The sequence below is a fragment of the Candidatus Nitrosotalea sp. TS genome, from assembly GCF_011319465.1.
In the GTDB taxonomy this organism is placed as follows: Archaea; Thermoproteota; Nitrososphaeria; order Nitrososphaerales; family Nitrosopumilaceae; genus Nitrosotalea.
In genome coordinates, this window is record NZ_RCMB01000009.1 from 24,532 (window position 1) to 42,253 (window position 17,722).

General features: G+C 38.7%; 27 protein-coding genes, 2 tRNA genes and 1 pseudogene. 18 read left to right on the forward strand and 12 right to left on the reverse strand.

The genetic code is table 11. From position 1 onward, the window contains the following. Positions 1–207: 207 nt before the first annotated feature. From DYY67_RS04105 to DYY67_RS04120, 4 genes are all read left to right on the forward strand, one after another. Complete coding sequence (locus tag DYY67_RS04105) at positions 208–705, forward strand: hypothetical protein (protein ID WP_166391023.1); 498 nt, start codon at positions 208–210, stop codon at positions 703–705. Between the two features lie 105 nt (positions 706–810). After that, positions 811–1,959: a DUF373 family protein gene (locus DYY67_RS04110; RefSeq protein ID WP_166391025.1), complete on the forward strand. Its 1,149-nt coding sequence runs from the start codon at positions 811–813 to the stop codon at positions 1,957–1,959. A gap of 17 nt (positions 1,960–1,976) precedes the next feature. Then, positions 1,977–2,738, forward strand: coding sequence for a polyprenyl diphosphate synthase (gene uppS / locus DYY67_RS04115; RefSeq protein ID WP_166391027.1), 762 nt, complete (start codon positions 1,977–1,979; stop codon positions 2,736–2,738). A gap of 134 nt (positions 2,739–2,872) precedes the next feature. Further along, entirely contained in the window at positions 2,873–3,193 is a 321-nt protein-coding gene (locus tag DYY67_RS04120) for an NUDIX domain-containing protein (protein ID WP_320415954.1), read from the forward strand. Here the strand turns inward: DYY67_RS04120 and DYY67_RS11500 are convergent. Genes DYY67_RS11500 through DYY67_RS04135 form a run of 4 tightly spaced genes read right to left on the reverse strand, consistent with a single transcriptional unit; the run spans position 3,176 to position 5,630 of the window. Next, entirely contained in the window at positions 3,176–3,649 is a 474-nt protein-coding gene (locus DYY67_RS11500; RefSeq protein WP_320415955.1) for an orotidine 5'-phosphate decarboxylase / HUMPS family protein, read from the reverse strand. The two genes, DYY67_RS04120 and DYY67_RS11500, sit on opposite strands and share 18 nt — an antisense overlap. Continuing rightward, a complete protein-coding gene (locus DYY67_RS11505) occupies positions 3,615–3,929 on the reverse strand; it encodes an orotidine 5'-phosphate decarboxylase / HUMPS family protein (protein ID WP_320415956.1) in 315 nt (104 codons plus the stop codon). Before DYY67_RS11505 ends, DYY67_RS11500 begins: the two co-directional genes overlap by 35 nt. Next, positions 3,926–4,579, reverse strand: coding sequence for a hypothetical protein (locus DYY67_RS04130; protein ID WP_166391029.1), 654 nt, complete (start codon positions 4,577–4,579; stop codon positions 3,926–3,928). The genes DYY67_RS11505 and DYY67_RS04130 overlap by 4 nt, the downstream gene beginning before the upstream one ends. A gap of 46 nt (positions 4,580–4,625) precedes the next feature. Beyond that, positions 4,626–5,630 carry an adenylosuccinate synthetase gene (locus DYY67_RS04135; protein ID WP_166391032.1) on the reverse strand — a complete coding sequence of 335 codons (1,005 nt, stop codon included), beginning with the start codon at positions 5,628–5,630 and terminating at the stop codon, positions 4,626–4,628. A gap of 186 nt (positions 5,631–5,816) precedes the next feature. On the opposite strand from DYY67_RS04135, the gene DYY67_RS04140 reads away from it, so the two are divergent. After that, positions 5,817–6,173, forward strand: coding sequence for a hypothetical protein (locus DYY67_RS04140; RefSeq protein ID WP_255492783.1), 357 nt, complete (start codon positions 5,817–5,819; stop codon positions 6,171–6,173). On the opposite strand, the gene DYY67_RS04145 is transcribed toward DYY67_RS04140, so the two are convergent. Continuing rightward, positions 6,170–6,445, reverse strand: coding sequence for a Fe(2+)-trafficking protein (locus DYY67_RS04145; protein ID WP_166391034.1), 276 nt, complete (start codon positions 6,443–6,445; stop codon positions 6,170–6,172). The genes DYY67_RS04140 and DYY67_RS04145 overlap by 4 nt on opposite strands. A gap of 71 nt (positions 6,446–6,516) precedes the next feature. On the opposite strand from DYY67_RS04145, the gene DYY67_RS04150 reads away from it, so the two are divergent. The 5 genes and pseudogenes from DYY67_RS04150 (at position 6,517) to DYY67_RS04170 (ending at position 9,168) form a co-directional block, all read left to right on the forward strand. Then, on the forward strand, positions 6,517–6,723 hold the full coding sequence (locus tag DYY67_RS04150) for a hypothetical protein (protein ID WP_166391036.1): 207 nt from the start codon (positions 6,517–6,519) through the stop codon (positions 6,721–6,723). Positions 6,724–6,796: 73 nt separating this feature from the next. Beyond that, positions 6,797–7,430 (forward strand): annotated as a pseudogene (locus tag DYY67_RS04155) (hypothetical protein). Positions 7,431–7,437: 7 nt separating this feature from the next. Beyond that, positions 7,438–7,704, forward strand: a complete 267-nt coding sequence (locus DYY67_RS04160) for a winged helix-turn-helix domain-containing protein (protein WP_166391038.1) — start codon at positions 7,438–7,440, stop codon at positions 7,702–7,704. Positions 7,705–8,050: 346 nt separating this feature from the next. Beyond that, a complete protein-coding gene (locus DYY67_RS04165; RefSeq protein ID WP_166391040.1) occupies positions 8,051–8,650 on the forward strand; it encodes an L-threonylcarbamoyladenylate synthase in 600 nt (199 codons plus the stop codon). Beyond that, complete coding sequence (locus DYY67_RS04170; protein ID WP_166391042.1) at positions 8,647–9,168, forward strand: THUMP domain-containing protein; 522 nt, start codon at positions 8,647–8,649, stop codon at positions 9,166–9,168. Before DYY67_RS04165 ends, DYY67_RS04170 begins: the two co-directional genes overlap by 4 nt. 3 nt (positions 9,169–9,171) lie before the next feature. Here the strand turns inward: DYY67_RS04170 and DYY67_RS10680 are convergent, their stop codons facing one another. The 5 genes from DYY67_RS10680 to DYY67_RS10695 all read right to left on the reverse strand — a co-directional run bounded on the left by DYY67_RS10680 (position 9,172) and on the right by DYY67_RS10695 (position 11,291). Then, entirely contained in the window at positions 9,172–9,300 is a 129-nt protein-coding gene (locus DYY67_RS10680) for a hypothetical protein (RefSeq protein ID WP_255492785.1), read from the reverse strand. Between the two features lie 110 nt (positions 9,301–9,410). Beyond that, complete coding sequence (gene cgi121, locus DYY67_RS10685; protein ID WP_255492787.1) at positions 9,411–10,052, reverse strand: KEOPS complex subunit Cgi121; 642 nt, start codon at positions 10,050–10,052, stop codon at positions 9,411–9,413. A gap of 194 nt (positions 10,053–10,246) precedes the next feature. After that, complete coding sequence (locus DYY67_RS04180; RefSeq protein WP_320415959.1) at positions 10,247–10,504, reverse strand: hypothetical protein; 258 nt, start codon at positions 10,502–10,504, stop codon at positions 10,247–10,249. Between the two features lie 30 nt (positions 10,505–10,534). Continuing rightward, the gene (locus DYY67_RS10690; protein ID WP_255492789.1) at positions 10,535–10,990 is read right to left on the reverse strand and encodes a TatD family hydrolase; all 456 of its coding nucleotides are present in this window, start codon (positions 10,988–10,990) and stop codon (positions 10,535–10,537) included. Continuing rightward, positions 10,962–11,291: a TatD family hydrolase gene (locus DYY67_RS10695; protein ID WP_255492790.1), complete on the reverse strand. Its 330-nt coding sequence runs from the start codon at positions 11,289–11,291 to the stop codon at positions 10,962–10,964. The genes DYY67_RS10690 and DYY67_RS10695 overlap by 29 nt, the downstream gene beginning before the upstream one ends. A 96-nt stretch (positions 11,292–11,387) precedes the next feature. Between DYY67_RS10695 and DYY67_RS04190 the strand changes: the two genes are divergently transcribed. The 4 genes from DYY67_RS04190 to DYY67_RS11515 all read left to right on the forward strand — a co-directional run bounded on the left by DYY67_RS04190 (position 11,388) and on the right by DYY67_RS11515 (position 13,536). Next, positions 11,388–11,609 carry a histone family protein gene (locus DYY67_RS04190; RefSeq protein ID WP_166391044.1) on the forward strand — a complete coding sequence of 74 codons (222 nt, stop codon included), beginning with the start codon at positions 11,388–11,390 and terminating at the stop codon, positions 11,607–11,609. A 41-nt stretch (positions 11,610–11,650) separates the two neighbouring features. Next, positions 11,651–11,722, forward strand: a tRNA-Cys gene (locus DYY67_RS04195). 57 nt (positions 11,723–11,779) lie between these two features. Continuing rightward, positions 11,780–12,868, forward strand: coding sequence for an AIPR family protein (locus DYY67_RS10700; RefSeq protein WP_255492791.1), 1,089 nt, complete (start codon positions 11,780–11,782; stop codon positions 12,866–12,868). Positions 12,869–12,984: 116 nt separating this feature from the next. Then, on the forward strand, positions 12,985–13,536 hold the full coding sequence (locus DYY67_RS11515; RefSeq protein ID WP_320415960.1) for a hypothetical protein: 552 nt from the start codon (positions 12,985–12,987) through the stop codon (positions 13,534–13,536). A gap of 303 nt (positions 13,537–13,839) precedes the next feature. Here DYY67_RS11515 and DYY67_RS04205 read toward each other — a convergent pair whose 3' ends face one another. Then, positions 13,840–14,397, reverse strand: a complete 558-nt coding sequence (locus tag DYY67_RS04205) for a YkgJ family cysteine cluster protein (RefSeq protein ID WP_166391046.1) — start codon at positions 14,395–14,397, stop codon at positions 13,840–13,842. A gap of 140 nt (positions 14,398–14,537) precedes the next feature. Here DYY67_RS04205 and DYY67_RS04210 point away from each other — a divergent pair, with 140 nt between their 5' ends. Further along, the gene (locus DYY67_RS04210; RefSeq protein ID WP_166391253.1) at positions 14,538–14,798 is read left to right on the forward strand and encodes a winged helix-turn-helix domain-containing protein; all 261 of its coding nucleotides are present in this window, start codon (positions 14,538–14,540) and stop codon (positions 14,796–14,798) included. A 417-nt stretch (positions 14,799–15,215) separates the two neighbouring features. Here DYY67_RS04210 and DYY67_RS04215 read toward each other — a convergent pair. Next, positions 15,216–15,289 (reverse strand) — tRNA-Thr (locus DYY67_RS04215). A gap of 53 nt (positions 15,290–15,342) precedes the next feature. Here DYY67_RS04215 and DYY67_RS04220 point away from each other — a divergent pair. The 3 genes from DYY67_RS04220 to thiL all read left to right on the forward strand — a co-directional run bounded on the left by DYY67_RS04220 (position 15,343) and on the right by thiL (position 17,590). After that, a complete protein-coding gene (locus tag DYY67_RS04220) occupies positions 15,343–16,332 on the forward strand; it encodes a phosphomannomutase (protein ID WP_255492793.1) in 990 nt (329 codons plus the stop codon). A 144-nt stretch (positions 16,333–16,476) separates the two neighbouring features. Further along, positions 16,477–16,659, forward strand: coding sequence for a hypothetical protein (locus DYY67_RS10710; RefSeq protein ID WP_255492794.1), 183 nt, complete (start codon positions 16,477–16,479; stop codon positions 16,657–16,659). Beyond that, a complete protein-coding gene (gene thiL / locus DYY67_RS04225) occupies positions 16,628–17,590 on the forward strand; it encodes a thiamine-phosphate kinase (RefSeq protein ID WP_166391048.1) in 963 nt (320 codons plus the stop codon). Before DYY67_RS10710 ends, thiL begins: the two co-directional genes overlap by 32 nt. The last annotated feature ends 132 nt before the right edge of the window (positions 17,591–17,722 follow it).

Below are 17,722 nucleotides of genomic sequence, written 5' to 3' on the forward strand. Positions count from 1 at the left end.
ATTATTTCACTATACGCTAGAGGCTGTTAAATTTTTACAATGTCTTTCTCAGGCCATACATCTAGAATTTATACAAATAATTGCACTTTTTTGATATTTCTTAGATTGAAATGATCCAACTTGATGAAATTAACAGATTGGCCAATTGAATCATCAAAATGTTTTACTCGAGTTATACTTTTAAACTCCATAAAGGGAGTCAACCAAATGCCAACCAAAAAAGGCATTATCATTACGATCATAGTATTAGGGGCCATAACAGCTGCAAGTTCTGTCATATGGATACTGCCGCAAAATAGAGGTCCAACGTTTGTTGTATCCGATTATGGAAATGAGCTTGAGAGTGTAAAAGAACGACATTTGTTGATAATGAGTGAGATGGATTCTGATCTAGACGGCTTGATGAATAAGACCATTGTGCCAGATGACTTTATAGCTAGAGCCCAGACATCATCATCTCAAACTACTTCCCTCATAACCGAGATTATAGAAAGTAACGCCCCTCCGCAATGGAGTGAGAGTTATCTCAACTATGATGAGGCATTGAAAAAGTACAATGACTATCTAACAGAAACTATTGCTCTGGCCAACAAGATGAAGGACAATGCTTCCTCCAACGATATATCCGATGAGATGTCAAAGATAGAATCATTGAGAAATGATACCAACTCATTTATTGCAAAGTCCAATGAGACAAGCCCCTGATTTATCAAAAATCACCTCATGAGAGAGTCAAAACTTTCTTCAATTTTTGTAATATTTGGTAGAAATTAGATTAATTAATAGGAAATACAATTTTTATCCTGTATCATGTCAACCAAAGAGACCAATTTACGAAAGGGCAATACAGAGACAAAGACTAGTAGATTGCTAGTAATCTGCGTTGACAGAGATGATGACATAGGAAGCAAGGCAGGAGTCAACACTCCAATAGTAGGACGAAATGCTTGTCTTGAAGCAGCACAGCGACTCGCGCTTGAAGATCCAGAAGATGCAGACTCCAATTCCATTTTTGCAGCTGTTAAAACTTTTGAAGATTTGATAAGCAAAGGATACCAAGCAGAAGTAGCAGTTGTTTCTGGAACAGAAAATAAAGGTGTACAAGGTGACGAAAAAATTGCTTCGCAGGTAAGAAACATAGTAGAAGTATTTTCAGCTAATGGCGCAGTAATTGTATCAGATGGCGAAGATGATGAAAGTGTAATTCCAATAATTCAAAATGTTTTGCCTGTAGTATCAGTCAAACGGGTTGTTATGCGAGTCAGCAGAAGTGTAGAATATTCTTATGCAGTATTGGGAAGATATCTGAAGGCCATTGCTTTTGATTCAAAGTATTCAAAATTCTTTCTAGGAGTTCCTGGAATTCTATTAGTTATTGGCGGAATTGCAACAGTACTTGGACTTACAAAAGAAATTTTTGCAGTAATGGTAAGTATTCTTGGAGGAGCATTTCTTATCAGGGCATTTGATATTGACAGAGCGTGGTCGCATTGGACAAAGCCAACTCCTGCAGGATTCATAAGAGTATTTACACTTGTGGCAGGAATTCTTTTTGTTCTAGCGTCGATAACAGCTGGAGTCAGCTCGGTTAGCTCACAGATATCGACTGCAAAACCAGATGAGCTACTCAAGGTAGTAATGGACAAACAGACTATAGGATTGTTTGTCTCCGGAATGTTACCATTTCTCTGGATGGGAATTGGTTGCATACTCGGTGGATCGTTGCTAAGCAGTTGGTTTAGAGGAAGTATCAGATCAATTACAGACATACTCAGAATAATTGTGCTGTTATCACTCTATCCAATAATTGCACAATTCAATACAGTCATAACAAGAGATGAGAGCCCTTTCACATTGATTCCGCCGTTGCTCTTAGGTTTGGCAGTAATACTGATATCAGCGTCACTGCTCTTCCACAAATATAGAAGGAAGAAAGGTGGCGAGGTGCTATCGGAATAAAAGACATAACTTTTCAGTTGGGCGGTTTTTACACTCTTTACTCTAAAAAGCTTGAAAAAGAGATACGAACCGGAGAGATTCCAAAACACATAGCAATAATACTTGATGGCAATAGAAGATGGGCTAAAAGAAACCTAATCTTGAGAGCAAATGGCCATTTTAGAGGAGCAGATGCAGTTGAGAAACTGTTAGACTGGTGTGAGGAACTAAACATAAAGATAATTACTCTTTATGTCCTGTCGGCAGAAAATCTAACCCGAAATGACGAAGAATTAGACAATCTTTACGATTTGATCAATCAAAGATTAGTGAAACTGTACAATGATCCGCGAATCCATAAAAACCGAATGCGGGTAAAGGCAATTGGACGTATTGAACTACTACCAGACTTCCTAAGAGAGATCCTAAACAAGCTTGAAACAGTGACAAAGGACTATGATAACCATTATCTCAACATAGCAGTGGCTTACGGAGGACAAAACGAAATGGTTGATGCCATAAAGAAGATTGCCACCAGGATCAAGGACGGTTCGCTTGATGTAAACCAGATAGACAAAGATGTGATAGAATCGTGTCTTTACACGTCGCACCTGCCACAATCATCTCCTGATATGATATTGAGGACATCTGGAGAGAAGCGACTGAGTGGATTTCTAATGTGGCAAAGTGCCTACAGCGAGCTTGTTTTCATGGATGTTTATTGGCCAGAATTTAGAAAAATTGATCTTATGCGCGCCATCAGAACATTTCAGAAGAGGGGCCGCAGACTGGGCAAATAGAAAAGAGAAATACTAGTTTTATAAAGTTACATCGGACATGCTTGAGGAAAGATCGTCTGGAGCAATCTTGTATCGCGAATCACCGTCAGGTAAATTGTACCTACTTTTGAATTATCCTTCCGGACATTGGGATTTTGTCAAGGGAAATATCGAAAAAGGGAGAGACATTCAAACAGACAACCTTGCGAGAGATCAGAGAGGAAACAGGCATAACAGACGTGAGTTTTATAGAGGGTTTTGAGAACAAGGTGGAATACCATTATCAACGCAATGGTGAACTTGTGCACAAGGAAGTTGTTTTCTTTTTAGCAAAGACTGCAACAGAACATGTAGAGATATCACATGAGCATCTTGGGTTCATATGGCTCAAATTCAATGATGCACTAAAGAAATTAACATACAAAACAGCACAGAATTTGATGAAAAAAGTAAGCGAACTAGGATTTGAGACTTAGTTGCTGAAGCTTTTTTGCTTCTGAAATTTGATTTTGAGAATTGAGAATTGTTCTTCCAACTATCAGATAACTAGAACCTGCTTGCAGAGTTTTTCTTGCGTCTCCCCCTTGTGTTCCTACGCCTGGTGAATAAATCTCGCAGCGACCTTTGACAGATTTAGATGTTGAAGATATAATGTCAGGCACTGTGGCTCCCACTACAATTCCATCAACGTTTGAAGAATACGACCATTTTAAGAACAAGTCATGAAGTTTTTGCATTTTACCTGTTTTAGGATCCTTTACACCAAGTCCGTATCCTAGCTTTGCACCAGGGTGACTCATGTGCACTAGCGTTATCACGCCATGCCCATCGCTGTGAGCTGTCTTGACTAGTTCTTTGAGATTCTCAGGTCCCATGATTGGATTTGCAATGACTGCGTCAAATCCACATCTCCAAAGTCGTTGTATGAGCAATCATGTTTGTATTTCCTATATCGTTTAGTTTGATATCAGCAATTGTTTGTAGTCCTTTGCTGTGAGCGAGTCGATTTATTTTTGTTAGACTTTTGTCGCTCAAAGGCAGTATTACGTGAAAATTGAATTTAATTGCACAAAGATATTTGCTCAGCTTGTTTATGTTAGCAATTGTTTTTTTTTCTAATATGCCGGCACTGGTATCGTCCAGATCATTTGCAAGTATTATTCTGCTCTTTCCTGATGAGGCTTTTTCTATTCTTTTTCTAAAACCGATCATGGCTTGACTAGGGGGTGTTTGCCTTTTAGCTTTATTACTTTAAGGTACGAGTAACCATGTTCGGTTAGGCCGCTAACAAAGGAGGGTTCAATGCCATCCTTGCTTGAATATTTTAGGAATGGTTTTGTGGGTTCATAGTCAATTTTGACATGGCAGAAATATGATGCCTCATCAGATTCGTTAAAGTTCATGAATACGCCTACAAGCCATTTTGTACCGTCAGAAAATGCAAACAGCGGGAAGGGAGACTCTTCAAATCCATAGCTTAGTTTTATCAGGCTTGTAAGATCTTCAAGCTCAAGCGACTCGTACATTACTTCAGATTCAGCAGTTTCTGGTTTGAGTGATTCTGGCAATGTCTTTATCTTTATGATTGGAGAGTAGAGATAAGTCGGATTTGTTATTGTGTTGACAATATTGCAATCTTCCTTGTTTGTTTTGAAACCATATGAAAGATAATGACCTGTGTTTGTGTTTTGTACGTAATAGCTCACTGGCCTTTCTTTTAGTAGATCCATCTGGACAGAAATTACGTCCTTTCCATCCATCGCAAAAGAAAAGCACGTACGAGGAATTCTCTCCAGGGCGCAAACAAGTCGTGAAAATTCATTCATGTCAGAGACTTCGACATAACATGGATGTTTAACCATAGAGTCACTCCTAAAATCACCCCATTAAAAGTAGTCGTTTATTATTTTACTGGTTTCTTCTATCAATGGTGTCATTGACTTCAGGGCCTGTGCCAATCAAGGTTACAGGCACCTTCAGCTTGTCCTCAATAGTTTTTATGAAATATTTGGCAGGTGAGCTGAGGTCAGAAAACGATTGCATGTGAGCACATTCAGGATATACCACATCAAGCTTTGTGATTGCAATTTGCGTTGCGCTGTTTAGCATTATAGATCGTTTTGCAAGTTCAAAATCAAATTCTGCTGCTCTTCGTTGCCTACCTGTGACAGTACCAACCTCTTGCCATCCTTTTGCAACTGCCTGTTCTGGGCTTATTTCATTTTTCAGCGGGCCTTCTCCTACCCTAGTGACAAATGACTTGAAGACAATTACTACCTCATCGACGCTTTTTGGGCCAATGCCCACGTCTGCACATATTCCAGATGCCGTGACATCCTTTGAGGTAACATATGGATATGTTCCATGCCATAACGAGAGAAAAGTTCCCTGGGTACCTTCTACTATAACTTGTTCTTTCCTTTCAAGTGCAAAATTAACTGCATTAGGAATATCATCAAGATATAGTGCAAGAGAATCAATCTCTTTTGCAAGCTTGAGTGTTCTCATGGCTCTATCTGCATTGGCAGGTCCAGTTCCTGTTCCTGTGCTACCAATAGATTCTTTGAGTCTTCCTTGAGAATCAGCTGTTCTGTGAGAATCATCAATTATTCCACATTGATAATCGACAAAGGATCTGTCCTGAGTACCAAATTCAGATATTTCTTTTAGCAATACTTCCAAGCTTAACACTACACCTGGTCCCACCAATAGCCTTGTGTTAGGATTTAGAAATGCACTTGGGAGCATTCTTACTTTGTATTTTTTGCCTTCATGCTCTATTGTGTGACCTGCATTAGGTCCCACACCTCCCCTAACTGCGATTACAGGATTATCTTTCATAGCAAGATACGAAACGATCTTACCTTTACCTTCGTCCCCATAGAAACCACCAACAATAACTGTAGAAGGCATAATGGAGGAGCATATGTGGATATATTTAAGCCAAATCTTAACAATACAATTTTAGCAAAGAAGAGAAACTGCAACTTTACATGTCAGAACCAAATTATGCTGGAAACATTATTGTCTCCTTGGCAAATCTTCCTGAGTTTCTCCGTAAACCCATACTACAAAAAAGACTGTCAGGAGTTTTTTTCAATGTCAAAGGAAGACAAGGCAGAGATCATAAACAATGCATTACAAGCAGGCCCTACCATCCAGTTTGACAAATTTTCAACCTTGTTTAAGACATGGCTTGAAGTATTATGCAATCTAACAGAAGAACAAAGACATGTGATGTTTAGCACATACATTATTGAGATTACAAGTCATCCCGAAAAGATAATCGCATTTAACCTAGACGGAATTTTAGAGGTATATCTTTCATTAACAGATGAACAAAAAAACAAGATATCAAGTACGATTGGAGAGATTGTGAATCATCTTGACGCGGATTCAAGGAAGAGGCTTTACCTAATAATCCCCGAGAGGGCCAAAAAAGAAATAAGAATTTAGAGCGGCTTGTCAGGTTTTCGCTGATTCTCATCAGCAAAATTTACGATCTCGCCTTCAGGAGTCATTACTCCGACAAAGACTTTTTCGTATTTTTTTACAACTTTTCGATGGTCTGGCATTGACATGTCTAGTCTCATTTCATTCATAACCATGACCCTGTACTGCTTCCATTCCTCCCAGCATTCGTTACAACAAGGGTAGGCTGCGGCTATAGGATCTAGCTCTACATTATCAGGAATTTCCTTTTTACATTTAGTGCAGTTTCTTGCCATATCAAGTACATCAAAATTTAGCAATTTATTTCTTTAAGAAGAGATATTAGGGAAAATCACTATAACATAGCATGAAGGTCAAGTGCCCCAAGTGCGATGCTATTGCTGAATTAGGGGACGACTTTTCCTATGTAAAATGTTCAAAATGTTCCTTGGACATTACGTATGGAGAATATGTCAAATTCATAGCCTACAAGGATGCCATATATTCTGACGTATTGGGAGATTATGTCAAAGATACAAACGGCGCGGCAGCAGGAACTCTTGATGAGTGGTAGAAAAAAAGCTACTACAAGGCTTTAATTAATTTCAGAATGCTAATGCGTTTAGTTGGCATTAATATCTGATATAATTCTTGAAGAAACAATTCTGAATTTATTGGGATTTGTTGTAGGACTTGCATTAGGAATTTTTTCCTACATTGGATTCAAGAATACAGGAAGCCCGACATTATTCAGGCTAAACATTGCCTTTTTTTCAATTGGCATAGGTTTTGGAGTTGTCGGATTTGGATATCATGATAGAGTCATTCATACTAAACTATGCACAGATTGACAGTTGGATTCAGACACTTGGAATTGGAATTCAGACTATAGGATACTTTTTCATTGCATTTTCACATGGCATAAAATCATTTTTTCCAAAATCTCGATACTTCAAATCAATCATATTTCCACTTTTCATCATACCGGGAAATTCAATTGAGCACATTATAAGGTCAATTTCTTTTATCCTATTGGTATATGGGACGATTGAGACCATTATGTCGTATATGGAAAATAGGAATCGTAGCACTATCTTCGTTGCTGCCGGACTTGGGTTGCTTGCTTTGGGCGAATTCCTAGGCTGGTATTCCATAGTATTTCCAAAATCAGTACTATATTTCGTCTCACTTTCTACAAAGATAATAGGACTTGGTGCTCTGTTCATTCCAATCTCTCAAGTTCCCTTAAGAGGAGGTCTAAAATTTGGCAGCGGTATATAGAACCCACATGAGCATCATAGGAGACATTCTCTCCACTACAAGAGATGAGGTTCCAGATGAATCAGGTGCAAGTGTAACATACCTAATTAGAAAAGCCAATGTCTCATACGGAAGACTGGCAAAAATCTTGGAAACTCTGGTTCAACAAGGCCTTTTAGAACAGACCACATCAGACAGAGCTTGCAAGTACAGAATCAGCTCAAGGGGCAGAGAATTCTTACAAGCCTATCGCGGGTTTAGAGAATTTGCAGATTCCTTTGGGTTAAGAATTTAGTCAGATTCAGTTTCAACGTCTTCATATTCATCTTCTATATCGTCATTGAATTCATCTTCAAACTCATTCTCAAACTCGTCAGACATCAAGAATTAGAGAAAATATTTTACTATAAAAGACTTACACACCAATGCATCTATCATTATTTGCAAATGTCATTACACAGTAGGTTGTACCCAGCCGCCACAAGAAACACAGATGTCCATACCGTCATCATTTACGTAGGTTTCTCCGCCGGGGGGACAATGACATTGTGATATTTCTTCATCCATGTATGATATACGCGGTTCAACCTTATATCGTTTTTAGAACAAGAGATAATTTACTACTATTTATCAGATAAATCATGATCGTACCCTGCGACCATAATGGAATAATCATGGCATCAAAGACAGTCAAGAGTGGAGGCATCGTAGTATTTCCAACAGATACAGTATATGGAATAGGGTGTGATCCATTCAACAGCCAAGCAGTTAGGGCAATTTACAGAATCAAGGGACGCGAAGAATCAAAGCGGTTGCCTGTACTTGGTTTTTCCATTTCTGAAATATCAGAGATTGCCATTTTTGATGAATTATCAAAGAAATTTGCAGCCAAGTTCTGGCCAGGTCCGTTAACGCTAATTCTTGGCATAAAAGAAGAAAAGATTGCAAAATCACTTGGTCTTGATGAAAAGATAGCTGTTCGTGTACCAAGTCATCCATGCACACTAAAACTTCTCAAAGAATGCAAACTGCTTGTTGGCACAAGTGCAAATATAGCCGGCAGGCCATCTTCTGCAGATCCACATGAGATAATAAAAGAATTAGAAGGATACGACATATTGCTAGACGGTGGAAAAATACCAAATTCTGTCGAGTCAACCATCATAGAAGTTGTTGGAAGTAAATTTCGTACAATACGAGAAGGAAAAATCAGTGAAAAGGAGCTACTTGCGCTAGTTTGAATCTAATTGTAACATGTAGTCGTCATTTTGAGGAAGAATCATCTGACGAGATTTCAAACATACTTGAGACATTGGGGGATGATGAAGCAAGGGTGAGAAATAGCGATTTTTCTGGCATAGTAATAGTGGATACATCACTTGACCCCTTTGAGGTAGTGGATAAAATCAAGGCAAAAATTCTCGATGAGCCATGGAGTATCAGATATTGCCATAGATTCATACCGATTCAAGAGTCCATCAAGACTGAACTTGATACAATAGTAAAGGCAGTACAAGAACATGTCAGCGACATGCAGCCAGACGAATCCTACCGAATCACAATTGAAAAACGCGGCTCAGAGTTATCCTCAAAAGACATAATCGATTCTGTTGCAGGAATTATCAAAAATAAAGTGTCGCTTGAAGAATATGATTGGAATGTCATAATAGAGATTCTTGGAAATCTAACTGGTGTTTCAGTGCTAAAGGACCAAGACATAGTAAGCACCCTAAAACTAAAGCGAGACTCGATGGAGTAATCTCTAATGAAATACCTTTCTTCCAATAGAATAATCGCTGCCGCATTTTGGGCATCTAAACATAGTCCAGCCTATTTGGTCAAGAATGATCTCTTCATCGGCATGATTTGCACATGTTAGTTTTTGTTCCATAAAAGAGCTTTTTCTCACATTTCTTAAAAAGATGACGTAGCTTTTCTATGTATTAGAAATTGATTAGTTCAACTACATTCCACAATGGAATCGATTGAACAATGTCTATACTAATGGATCAAAACTGCAGATCTCTCAACTATGAGATCCTCAAGTGGTTCCTTTGACATCACACAGTCAAGTTCTTTCTTTGTTATTTTGAATTCCTTCTTTATGAAATTAGCATTGTTTGGAAATGGTAAAACTGATTCTGTCATGTGACTAATCTCAGCAAGGAGTTTTTTTATCAGGGGCTTTTTGCCAATCATTATCAAAACAGAAGCACTGTTTTCCCTCAATCCTATTTTGTTTATTGCTTCGCTTATCTGCCTTGTACATGCAAATCTCATAAGGATGTCAGTTTCAACTTTGTTAGAAAGTAGTGTGTTTGACTTGCTTGCTGCCAATGAGATCTCAATGATTCTCTTTACATGACTTGCATTTAGAATATACTGTGACCTGATACCTTGAATTATAACACCTGGAAATCTCACTCGCAAGTCTTCAAGGAGTTTTATTGGATCAGTACTAGTTTTCTTCAGCCTGGCCAACTCTACATTATAATTTGAAATGCTAAAGTTAATGCTCATTTTACCACCGCCGTGCACCACGGGAATTATACTAACAACGTCCCCATCCTTAAGAGATGTTTCTGTTCCCTGCAAAGCAGACGAGTCTACTCCATTTACAGGCAACAAGAATGTTTTTGGCATCAAATGCAGGCGTATTTTGCGAGACCGAGTCCTGGAGAAAAACAAGCAGATCAGATACGGTCATGGTGTTTTTTTCAATCGATATCTTGTCAGAAGAGAAAGATCGCTTGGCACCACCAAGAAGTTTGACTGTTATCATGGTTTAGAAACGTAATTGGTTCAATATGGAATTTTTGGTTATGAATTTGACAGGTTTAGCTAATCAGTTGTTCTTCCATCTCTTCTTCGTGATGGACATGTTCTGGCTGATCTGCTCGTGATTCTTTTTCCTTTTGCTCTTCAAGTTCTCGCTTCAAATGAGTCGTGATATAACCTGCAATCTCATTTTTTAGTCCCTTGGATCTTACTATTGCAACTTCGTTGAGTAGTATCTTGTTTTGTTTAAAATCAGTGCCAAATTCTCCTTTATAAGTAGCCATTAGTTCTGTGGAGATTCGTCTGACTCTATTCACGTTACGGATTGGCAGAGGGGTATTTTATACCTATATACCAAGATACGAGTTCGTATTTTTTTCTACGATTTGGAGCATCTCATCGTATCGTTTACCTAGAATTTGTGATGCGCAGAAAAGAACACTTGGCATGAAGGTTATTTGCGCAGTCTTGTATCCAAAACATTTTGAGAACTTTACTGGCCCGTCTGTTTCCAGCAAGATCTTGTCAGGCTCTGTCAGAGAAAGAAGAATTTGTTTATCTTGTGAATACACCATTGCAGGACCATACGAAACATAGCTACCAATATCCATGGCTTTTTCCAGTTGCTTTTTGTTTCCTGCAAACCAATGTAACAGAACACCCTTGAGGTGATACGATGGTAAAATTGAAAATATCTCCTCTAATGTTTTTCTTGAATGAATCGATATTGGCTTTTCAAGTTTTTCTGCAAGAGATAGCATCTTCTCAAAAACACTAACCTGCCTGGCAAAAACCTGTGTCATCGGAGACGTATGTCTTGTCAAGACCTATCTCTCCTATACCTGATATTTTATTAGAATTTTCCATGATCAGGGACACTACAGATTCCAGATCGCCATTTGCCTTCTCTGGATGTATACCAAGAAAAGGCAGAACTAGCGGGCTTTGTTCGCTCAGTTTTAACGTTGCATGTGAGCTAGAATAATCCATAGATACGCAACATGCTTTCAGTCCCATCTTGTTCATGGCAGTAAGCATAAACTGCAATTCGGGTTTGAATTCTTCATCAGATAGATGGATGTGGGCATCGGTCAGCCAGTTCATTGTATACTATAGCCACAAAATAGTGTGTATAAATCGATTCCCAGATACTCTTTTTTCTACTTGAAGTCTTTTATCACAGGCATATGGAGTTAAAATATGACAACGTCTGAATTTGGTCTTTCTGCAATATACAGGATCCTAAAAAAGGCAGGAGCCGACAGAGTAAGTGACGAGTCGGCAAACGAACTGAGAAGAATATTGGAAGAGGTTGGAACATCCATTGCCAAGAGTGCAGTTGAAATGTCCACACATGCGGGTAGAAAAACAATCAAGGCAGAAGATGTTAGGCTAGCTGCAAAACAGTTTTCAAAATTCTGATCTAAAAGATTTAATTGTTCATAGGAAACCTTTTTGATTGCGGTGAGGTGGCAGAGCGGCTATGCGTTCGCCTGCAAAGCGAATCTATAGGGGTTCGAATCCCTTCCTCACCTTTTATGATATCATAATAACCTACTTTACTAAATACACCAAGTTCTACCAAATTTAGATTGGCAGATAGAACCAATGGACTATTAGAATACATACCAGGTGCAAGACCGCTCTTGCAACAGTCATCTAATGGGCAACCACTAGAAGGGTTTGCTCAGAATATACGAGACAGTGTAAGAGAATATGCTGAAGATGCACAAAACGAAGTTGAAAAAGGCCATAATTTTCTTCAATGGGTGCTTACTAGAGTATTTGAGGCAACAGAGGATGATGCGACCGATGCAATCATTGACGGCCCAAACGATCTTGGTATAGATGCATACCTGCCAGTTGACTTTTCAGAAGACAAGATCTATCTCTTTCAATCAAAATATGGAACTTCGCATTCCATGGAAGCCATTGCCAAGTTTAGGCAAGACGTGCAAAGTTTGCGCACAAAAGACATTGCAAAGATGCGACCCGAAATTGCACGCCTGGTAACACAGATCCAAGAAAAAAATCTAAAAATTGAGTGTATTTATGTTACCGACCAAAAAGTTGATGAGGAAAATTACGAGTCTGTTGAGATACATGACATAGATACAATAATCCAGAAACTTTGGGACAGGATAAAAAAACCTGCAGTGGGAAAGAAGGCTACAATAAGGCTAGAGAGCAAACTGAGATACCAGAATACGTTGCTTGGAATATTGAAGTTAAGAGAGCTGACTAACTTTGTAACAAAAAACAGGGATTATGTCTTTGAATCAAACATAAGACAATGGATGCAGTTTAAAACTACTGTAAACAAGGGCTTGCGCGAGACTTTACAGGAATCTCCTAACAAGTTCTTTTACTACAATAACGGCATAACTATAGTTGTAAATGATTTTGAGGAACTGGAGGATAATTCAATACTTTTACATGCACCGCAGATAGTCAATGGCGCGCAAACGTCTAATTCGGTATTAGATCATGCAAAGCGAACTCACAACTTGGATGGAAGCATTACCGTGACCATAATCAAGGCTGCCGATGAGCTTGACCAGAACAACATTACAAAGTACAGAAATTCGCAGAATGCAGTGAGAGGAAAAGATCTGGTTTCTTTGATGGATTTTCACAAGTCTATAAAATCACAGATGGAGAATTTTCGGATATTTTTATGAAATACAAGCAGGCTCGTTTGACAGTAAAGCAAAATCACAGCAATCAGAATTCATTGGAGACTCGACATACAACAAGTATCTTCCAGACAATCACAAAAAAGTAATTGTTGCCAAAGATGCCATACAGGCATTTGTGGCAGGAATTGAGCAGAGACCTACGGAATCATACAGCTCTCCTGCACAATTCTTACCAAGAGGAAGTCAAGTATGATGAAGTATTCAATGAAAAGCTAAAAGACGATTGCAGGTTATTGTTGTACCCTTATGTTGTAAAAGAATATGCAAAAAAGACATTAAACTATGGAAAGAAAGGAGGACATAAAACAAAAAGATATGCGACACTCTTTTTTGTTGCAGTTTACTTTAAAATTCTTCATGAAAAAATAATACTTACCAAAGGGGACTTTAAAGAAGACATTGCAAAACTAGAGCCAATTTTCAAGAGTGTCAAGCTAAACCAGAGAATTTTAAAACTTACAGATACAGTGGCGACAAAGTTTCTGGAAGATACCGTTGTTGACGATGAGATGACGGCTGCAAATACATACCATAATTTCTTCTCACATCACGTATGGCTAGATTCCATGATACGTGTTATTGAGAAGAAGATAAAGCAAGAAGAAGACGAGATTGCAAGTATCCGAAAAATAGTGCAAGATCTTTTCTAAAATTTCTATGAAAAGTAGCGGCAGATGGGTGACCGATAGGTCTCTTGCAGGAGGTCCACATTAGCCATCCGTCTACCGCTGTTTTACAGTATGAAATTGGTGGTATTTAACATCATTTTTATAACGAAAAAAACGAATTTCAATAACTTGGAAGAAACAAAAAAATGCACTTTATGCAACGGTTCGTTGGATCACGAATACCATCCCATGGACACATGGAACGTCAAGGGATCATTATGCAGTAAGTGTTATTCCAAAAAACTCGGGGAACATTATCCCGGTACTCATGAAAGGGTTAACAAGTCAAACTAAAAACCAGCCAGTCTTTATCTGAGATTTATTTGACGCATCGCCTACTCCTGTAGCATATCTCCATACGTATCTGGCCCTAGTTTCCATCTTGCTCTTTATTTTGACAAGCGATTCAAGCTCAGAATGTATATTTCCAGTTGGACTAGAACAGCTTTCACAAAATTTGCATTTTGGATCTAGAGATGGTGGCTGAGATTCCATCAAAGGATAAGCCCTGCAGGCAAGAGGCCTATCTTGGTATATTTTGCATTTGTATCCACCATGGGGCGATCTGTCATTGCTTTCAGTATCAAGAAAAGGGCATGTGTTTCCATCAAGTTCCTTTCCCATTAGTTGATATGCAAGAATTTCATCGGGCTTGTCATTTTTTTCCGAAACCCCTATCCTTGGAAGAATTACTGGTGCAACAGAGTGCTTTTTTGCCAAAAGTTCGACTTTTTCTTTCTCATCAGGCAAGATGAGCACTCCTATTTTGCCAAATTGTACAGATGGATAGTATTCTCTTTCGATACAGCATTTAGAGCACCCTTCTACACAGGTAAAGTCCAATGAGATCCAGATGTTGAAAAGGGATAAAACCTATTTCATGATAGAATCATTTTAGAGCAACAGGTATTTTGCCAGGAAGCGTAATACCCTTATATCACCTCGCCTTATAAGTACCGAATATGGTAGCGTATAGATCTAGTATGCAGATAGTGCGAGATCTGCTTTCTGTCACAGAAGAAAGTGGCGTAAGCGGCATCAATGTAACAGCACTCCTAACAAAGGCTAACTTATCACATTCAAGGCTCTCCAAGTTTATCGACAACCTAACTGGAGCAGGTCTAATAAACAAGATAGAGTTTGATGGCAAAAATACATTTGTCATAACTTCAAAGGGCAAGCAATACCTAGAAACCTACGTACAATTCCAGAGTTTGGCTGATTCTTTCGGTCTAGATCTCTAAGATACCTACTAAATTTTAAAACAATCCATTTTTGAAATTATTTATAATTTTAAAAATAGGCAATTTTGGTTTTTGGCATAATTTCAAAAATACCATTTGTGGACATTACATTTGCAAAAAGAGAAAAGATGTAAAAGAATATTTTTTCAAACTTTTTGACAAATTTTTTAGATCAGAATTAGATCTGTATGTCAGTGATAAGACAATCGACAGATCTATAAAGGCGTAGTCTGGGGTATGTTTGGGGAGTATAAGGCGTGACAGAAGTAATAGCATGGTGGAAAGGACTTGCAAAAGAACTAGAGTTAGACATAGAGACTCTCAATGACTCACAACAAAGAAAGAAACAATTTTGACTTTCTGCTAGAACAGTACAATAGCAATTGTTTGATAGATTTTAGAAAATTTAATTTTATGAGCCTCGAGTGGGATTCGATCCCACGGCCTAACGCTTACGAGGCGTTCGCTCTACCAGGCTGAGCTATCGAGGCATTGGTTCGCAATGCCATCAGAGTTTATAAAAAGCCTTTGTGCTTTGGATTCATTGAAGGTAACAATTTCCGGGGTACGCGGAATTTTTGCTGATGATCTTAATCTCAAAGACATAATACATTTTTGTCGTAATTTTTCACATCTCATAGAATCAAAAAAATGCATTCTGGCACGAGATACCAGACCGTCAAGTGAAATTCTTTCTCATGTTGCATCTGCCTCACTCATGGAAAGAGGCATCTCAGTGTACAATTTAGGGGTGGCACCTACCCCAGTTGCATTCAGAGAATCAAGAAAATATGGGAGCGGACTGATTGTCACATCCTCCCACAACCCCCTAGAATGGAACGGATTAAAGTTCATCATAGAGGGAAGAGGGATTAACGAATCAGAACTAGAACAGATGTTAAAAGAAAAACCACGACCAAAAGCAAAAATAGGTTTAGAATCAGAAATTGATTCTAGTTATATCAAAGAAGCTGCAAAATTGATTGGTAATGTAAGCGGTAAACCAAATGTTGTCGTTGATACGGGAGGCGGAGCAGCCTTTGAAGTGGCCCCATTACTTTTGGGCAAGATAGGATGTAAAGTAAAAAAAATAAATGACATTCCAGGCAAGTCTTCGCGCGGGCCTGACCCAACTGCAGATAGATTATCAGATCTGGTAAAATTATCTAAAAAAGCAGACATTGGATTTGCATTTGATTTGGATGGGGACAGACTTGTAGTAGTAAAAGACGGCAAGAAACAAACACCTGATGTCACACTAGGACTGGGGGTTGCCAAAGCGCTTGAAATTGGATACAAAAAATTTGTTTTGAGCATAGACACAAGTGTTGCTATTGAGAAATTCATCAATAACGAGGGAGGTCAAGTCAAGAGATCCAAGGTGGGAGAAGCTAATGTTGTGGATTTGATGTTAAAAACAAACTCTCAAGCAGGTGGAGAAGGAAGTAGTGCCGGTTTTATCTTACCTGAGTTTAACATGTGCAGAGATGGATTGACTCACAAGTGGTCTGATTGCATCAATGGTTGGAACTAGAGAATTTTCTGATATTTCAAAGTTCATGGAAGGGATATTTCCAAAGTAGAGTCAAGGTGAATGTAGACTCGAAATTTCATAAAAAAACAATGGAGATATTGAGCAAAAAGATGAAAGGAAAATTCAGCCACGTGATAACAATGGATGGGAGTAAAATCAATCATAGATGAAGACAGTTGGGTTCTTGTACGACAATCAAACACTGAGCATAGTATCAGAATTTCTACGGAATCAAACAATTTGAAAAAAGCAAAATCTATAGAAAAAGAGGTCTCGCATCTAGTAAGTAAAAGCTATGAAGAATCCAGACGAAGTAGAAATCATTAGTATATTTCAGAGCAGATTTGGGCAAAAATCAAGTTTTGTCCCAGAAGACTTGGAGATCCTAGCAATGGCCAATAGAAATTTTGCTGTCAAGTCAGACATGCTGGTTCAAAGTACAGATGTTCCAACTGGCATGAAGTTACACCAAGTTGCACGAAAGAGCATGGTTTCATGTGTGAGCGATTTTGCCTGCAAGGGAGTCAAGCCAAGATATGCCACCATTTCACTTGCCATTCCTCAGGGATTTACTAGAAAAATGATAAATGATCTGGCAGATGGTTTTGCTCAAGCCTCAAGAGAATTTGATGTAAAGATAGTTGGGGGAGACGTAAACAAAGGAAAGGAGATTGTAATTGATGTATCCATGTTTGGAATTGGTACGGGAAAAATAACTACCAAGGGGCGGGGCAAAAAAAGGGTGATGTTCATAATTACATCAGGACCCTTTGGGTACTCTTCATCAGGGCTGAAGATCATACTTGGGAACATCAAAGCAGAGCCAAAATTTGTTAAAAAATGCAAGAAAAGTGTCTTTTTGCCCACACCTAGGCTAGAGTTTGGATTAAGGGCGGCAAGATATTTTTCTTCTTCCATGGATTCAAGCGACGGCCTATCTACAACTCTAAATGATATGAGCAGATTGAGCAAAAAGAGATTTGTCATAGATGCAGTTCCGACTGGAAAAGATGTGGAAACATTTGCAGAAAAGAAGAGAATGAGTCTGACAGATCTTGTCTTTTGTGGAGGCGAAGAGTACGAGATAGTTGCCACAGTTCCTGCAAAGAAGATCCAAGCAGTCAGAAGGCTTGCAAAGAGACTAGATGTGCCCCTTTTTGAAATAGGTCGCGTTACCAGCGGCAAAAATGTATCTCTCAGAGACGGAGAACGAGAAACGCCCCTCAAACGATGCGGATGGGTTCACCTTAGATCCTAATGTTTTCTAGTCAACTGCGAAGCAGACGGGGTGAATTGAGACGGAGCGTCTTCAATAGTTACGCATAGTTATACATAGTTTTAATTATTCTACTATGCTATAACATAGTGAAGATAACATGCAACGAGCCAC

Coding starts and splice junctions, on each gene's coding strand:
- DYY67_RS04210 (WP_166391253.1), top strand. CDS start 14,538: ATGCAGATAGTGCGAGATCTGCTTTCTGTCACAGAAGAAAGTGGCGTA.
- DYY67_RS04190 (WP_166391044.1), top strand. CDS start 11,388: ATGACAACGTCTGAATTTGGTCTTTCTGCAATATACAGGATCCTAAAA.
- DYY67_RS04110 (WP_166391025.1), top strand. CDS start 811: ATGTCAACCAAAGAGACCAATTTACGAAAGGGCAATACAGAGACAAAG.
- DYY67_RS10710 (WP_255492794.1), top strand. CDS start 16,477: ATGGGAGTAAAATCAATCATAGATGAAGACAGTTGGGTTCTTGTACGA.
- DYY67_RS11515 (WP_320415960.1), top strand. CDS start 12,985: ATGCCATACAGGCATTTGTGGCAGGAATTGAGCAGAGACCTACGGAAT.
- thiL (WP_166391048.1), top strand. CDS start 16,628: ATGAAGAATCCAGACGAAGTAGAAATCATTAGTATATTTCAGAGCAGA.
- DYY67_RS04145 (WP_166391034.1), bottom strand. CDS start 6,445: ATGGCAAGAAACTGCACTAAATGTAAAAAGGAAATTCCTGATAATGTA.
- DYY67_RS10680 (WP_255492785.1), bottom strand. CDS start 9,300: ATGGAACAAAAACTAACATGTGCAAATCATGCCGATGAAGAGATCATT.
- DYY67_RS10695 (WP_255492790.1), bottom strand. CDS start 11,291: ATGAACTGGCTGACCGATGCCCACATCCATCTATCTGATGAAGAATTC.
- DYY67_RS04105 (WP_166391023.1), top strand. CDS start 208: ATGCCAACCAAAAAAGGCATTATCATTACGATCATAGTATTAGGGGCC.
- cgi121 (WP_255492787.1), bottom strand. CDS start 10,052: ATGCCAAAAACATTCTTGTTGCCTGTAAATGGAGTAGACTCGTCTGCT.
- DYY67_RS04135 (WP_166391032.1), bottom strand. CDS start 5,630: ATGCCTTCTACAGTTATTGTTGGTGGTTTCTATGGGGACGAAGGTAAA.
- DYY67_RS04130 (WP_166391029.1), bottom strand. CDS start 4,579: ATGGTTAAACATCCATGTTATGTCGAAGTCTCTGACATGAATGAATTT.
- DYY67_RS04140 (WP_255492783.1), top strand. CDS start 5,817: ATGTCAAAGGAAGACAAGGCAGAGATCATAAACAATGCATTACAAGCA.
- DYY67_RS10690 (WP_255492789.1), bottom strand. CDS start 10,990: ATGACACAGGTTTTTGCCAGGCAGGTTAGTGTTTTTGAGAAGATGCTA.
- DYY67_RS04150 (WP_166391036.1), top strand. CDS start 6,517: ATGAAGGTCAAGTGCCCCAAGTGCGATGCTATTGCTGAATTAGGGGAC.
- DYY67_RS04160 (WP_166391038.1), top strand. CDS start 7,438: ATGAGCATCATAGGAGACATTCTCTCCACTACAAGAGATGAGGTTCCA.
- DYY67_RS04165 (WP_166391040.1), top strand. CDS start 8,051: ATGATCGTACCCTGCGACCATAATGGAATAATCATGGCATCAAAGACA.
- DYY67_RS11505 (WP_320415956.1), bottom strand. CDS start 3,929: ATGATCGGTTTTAGAAAAAGAATAGAAAAAGCCTCATCAGGAAAGAGC.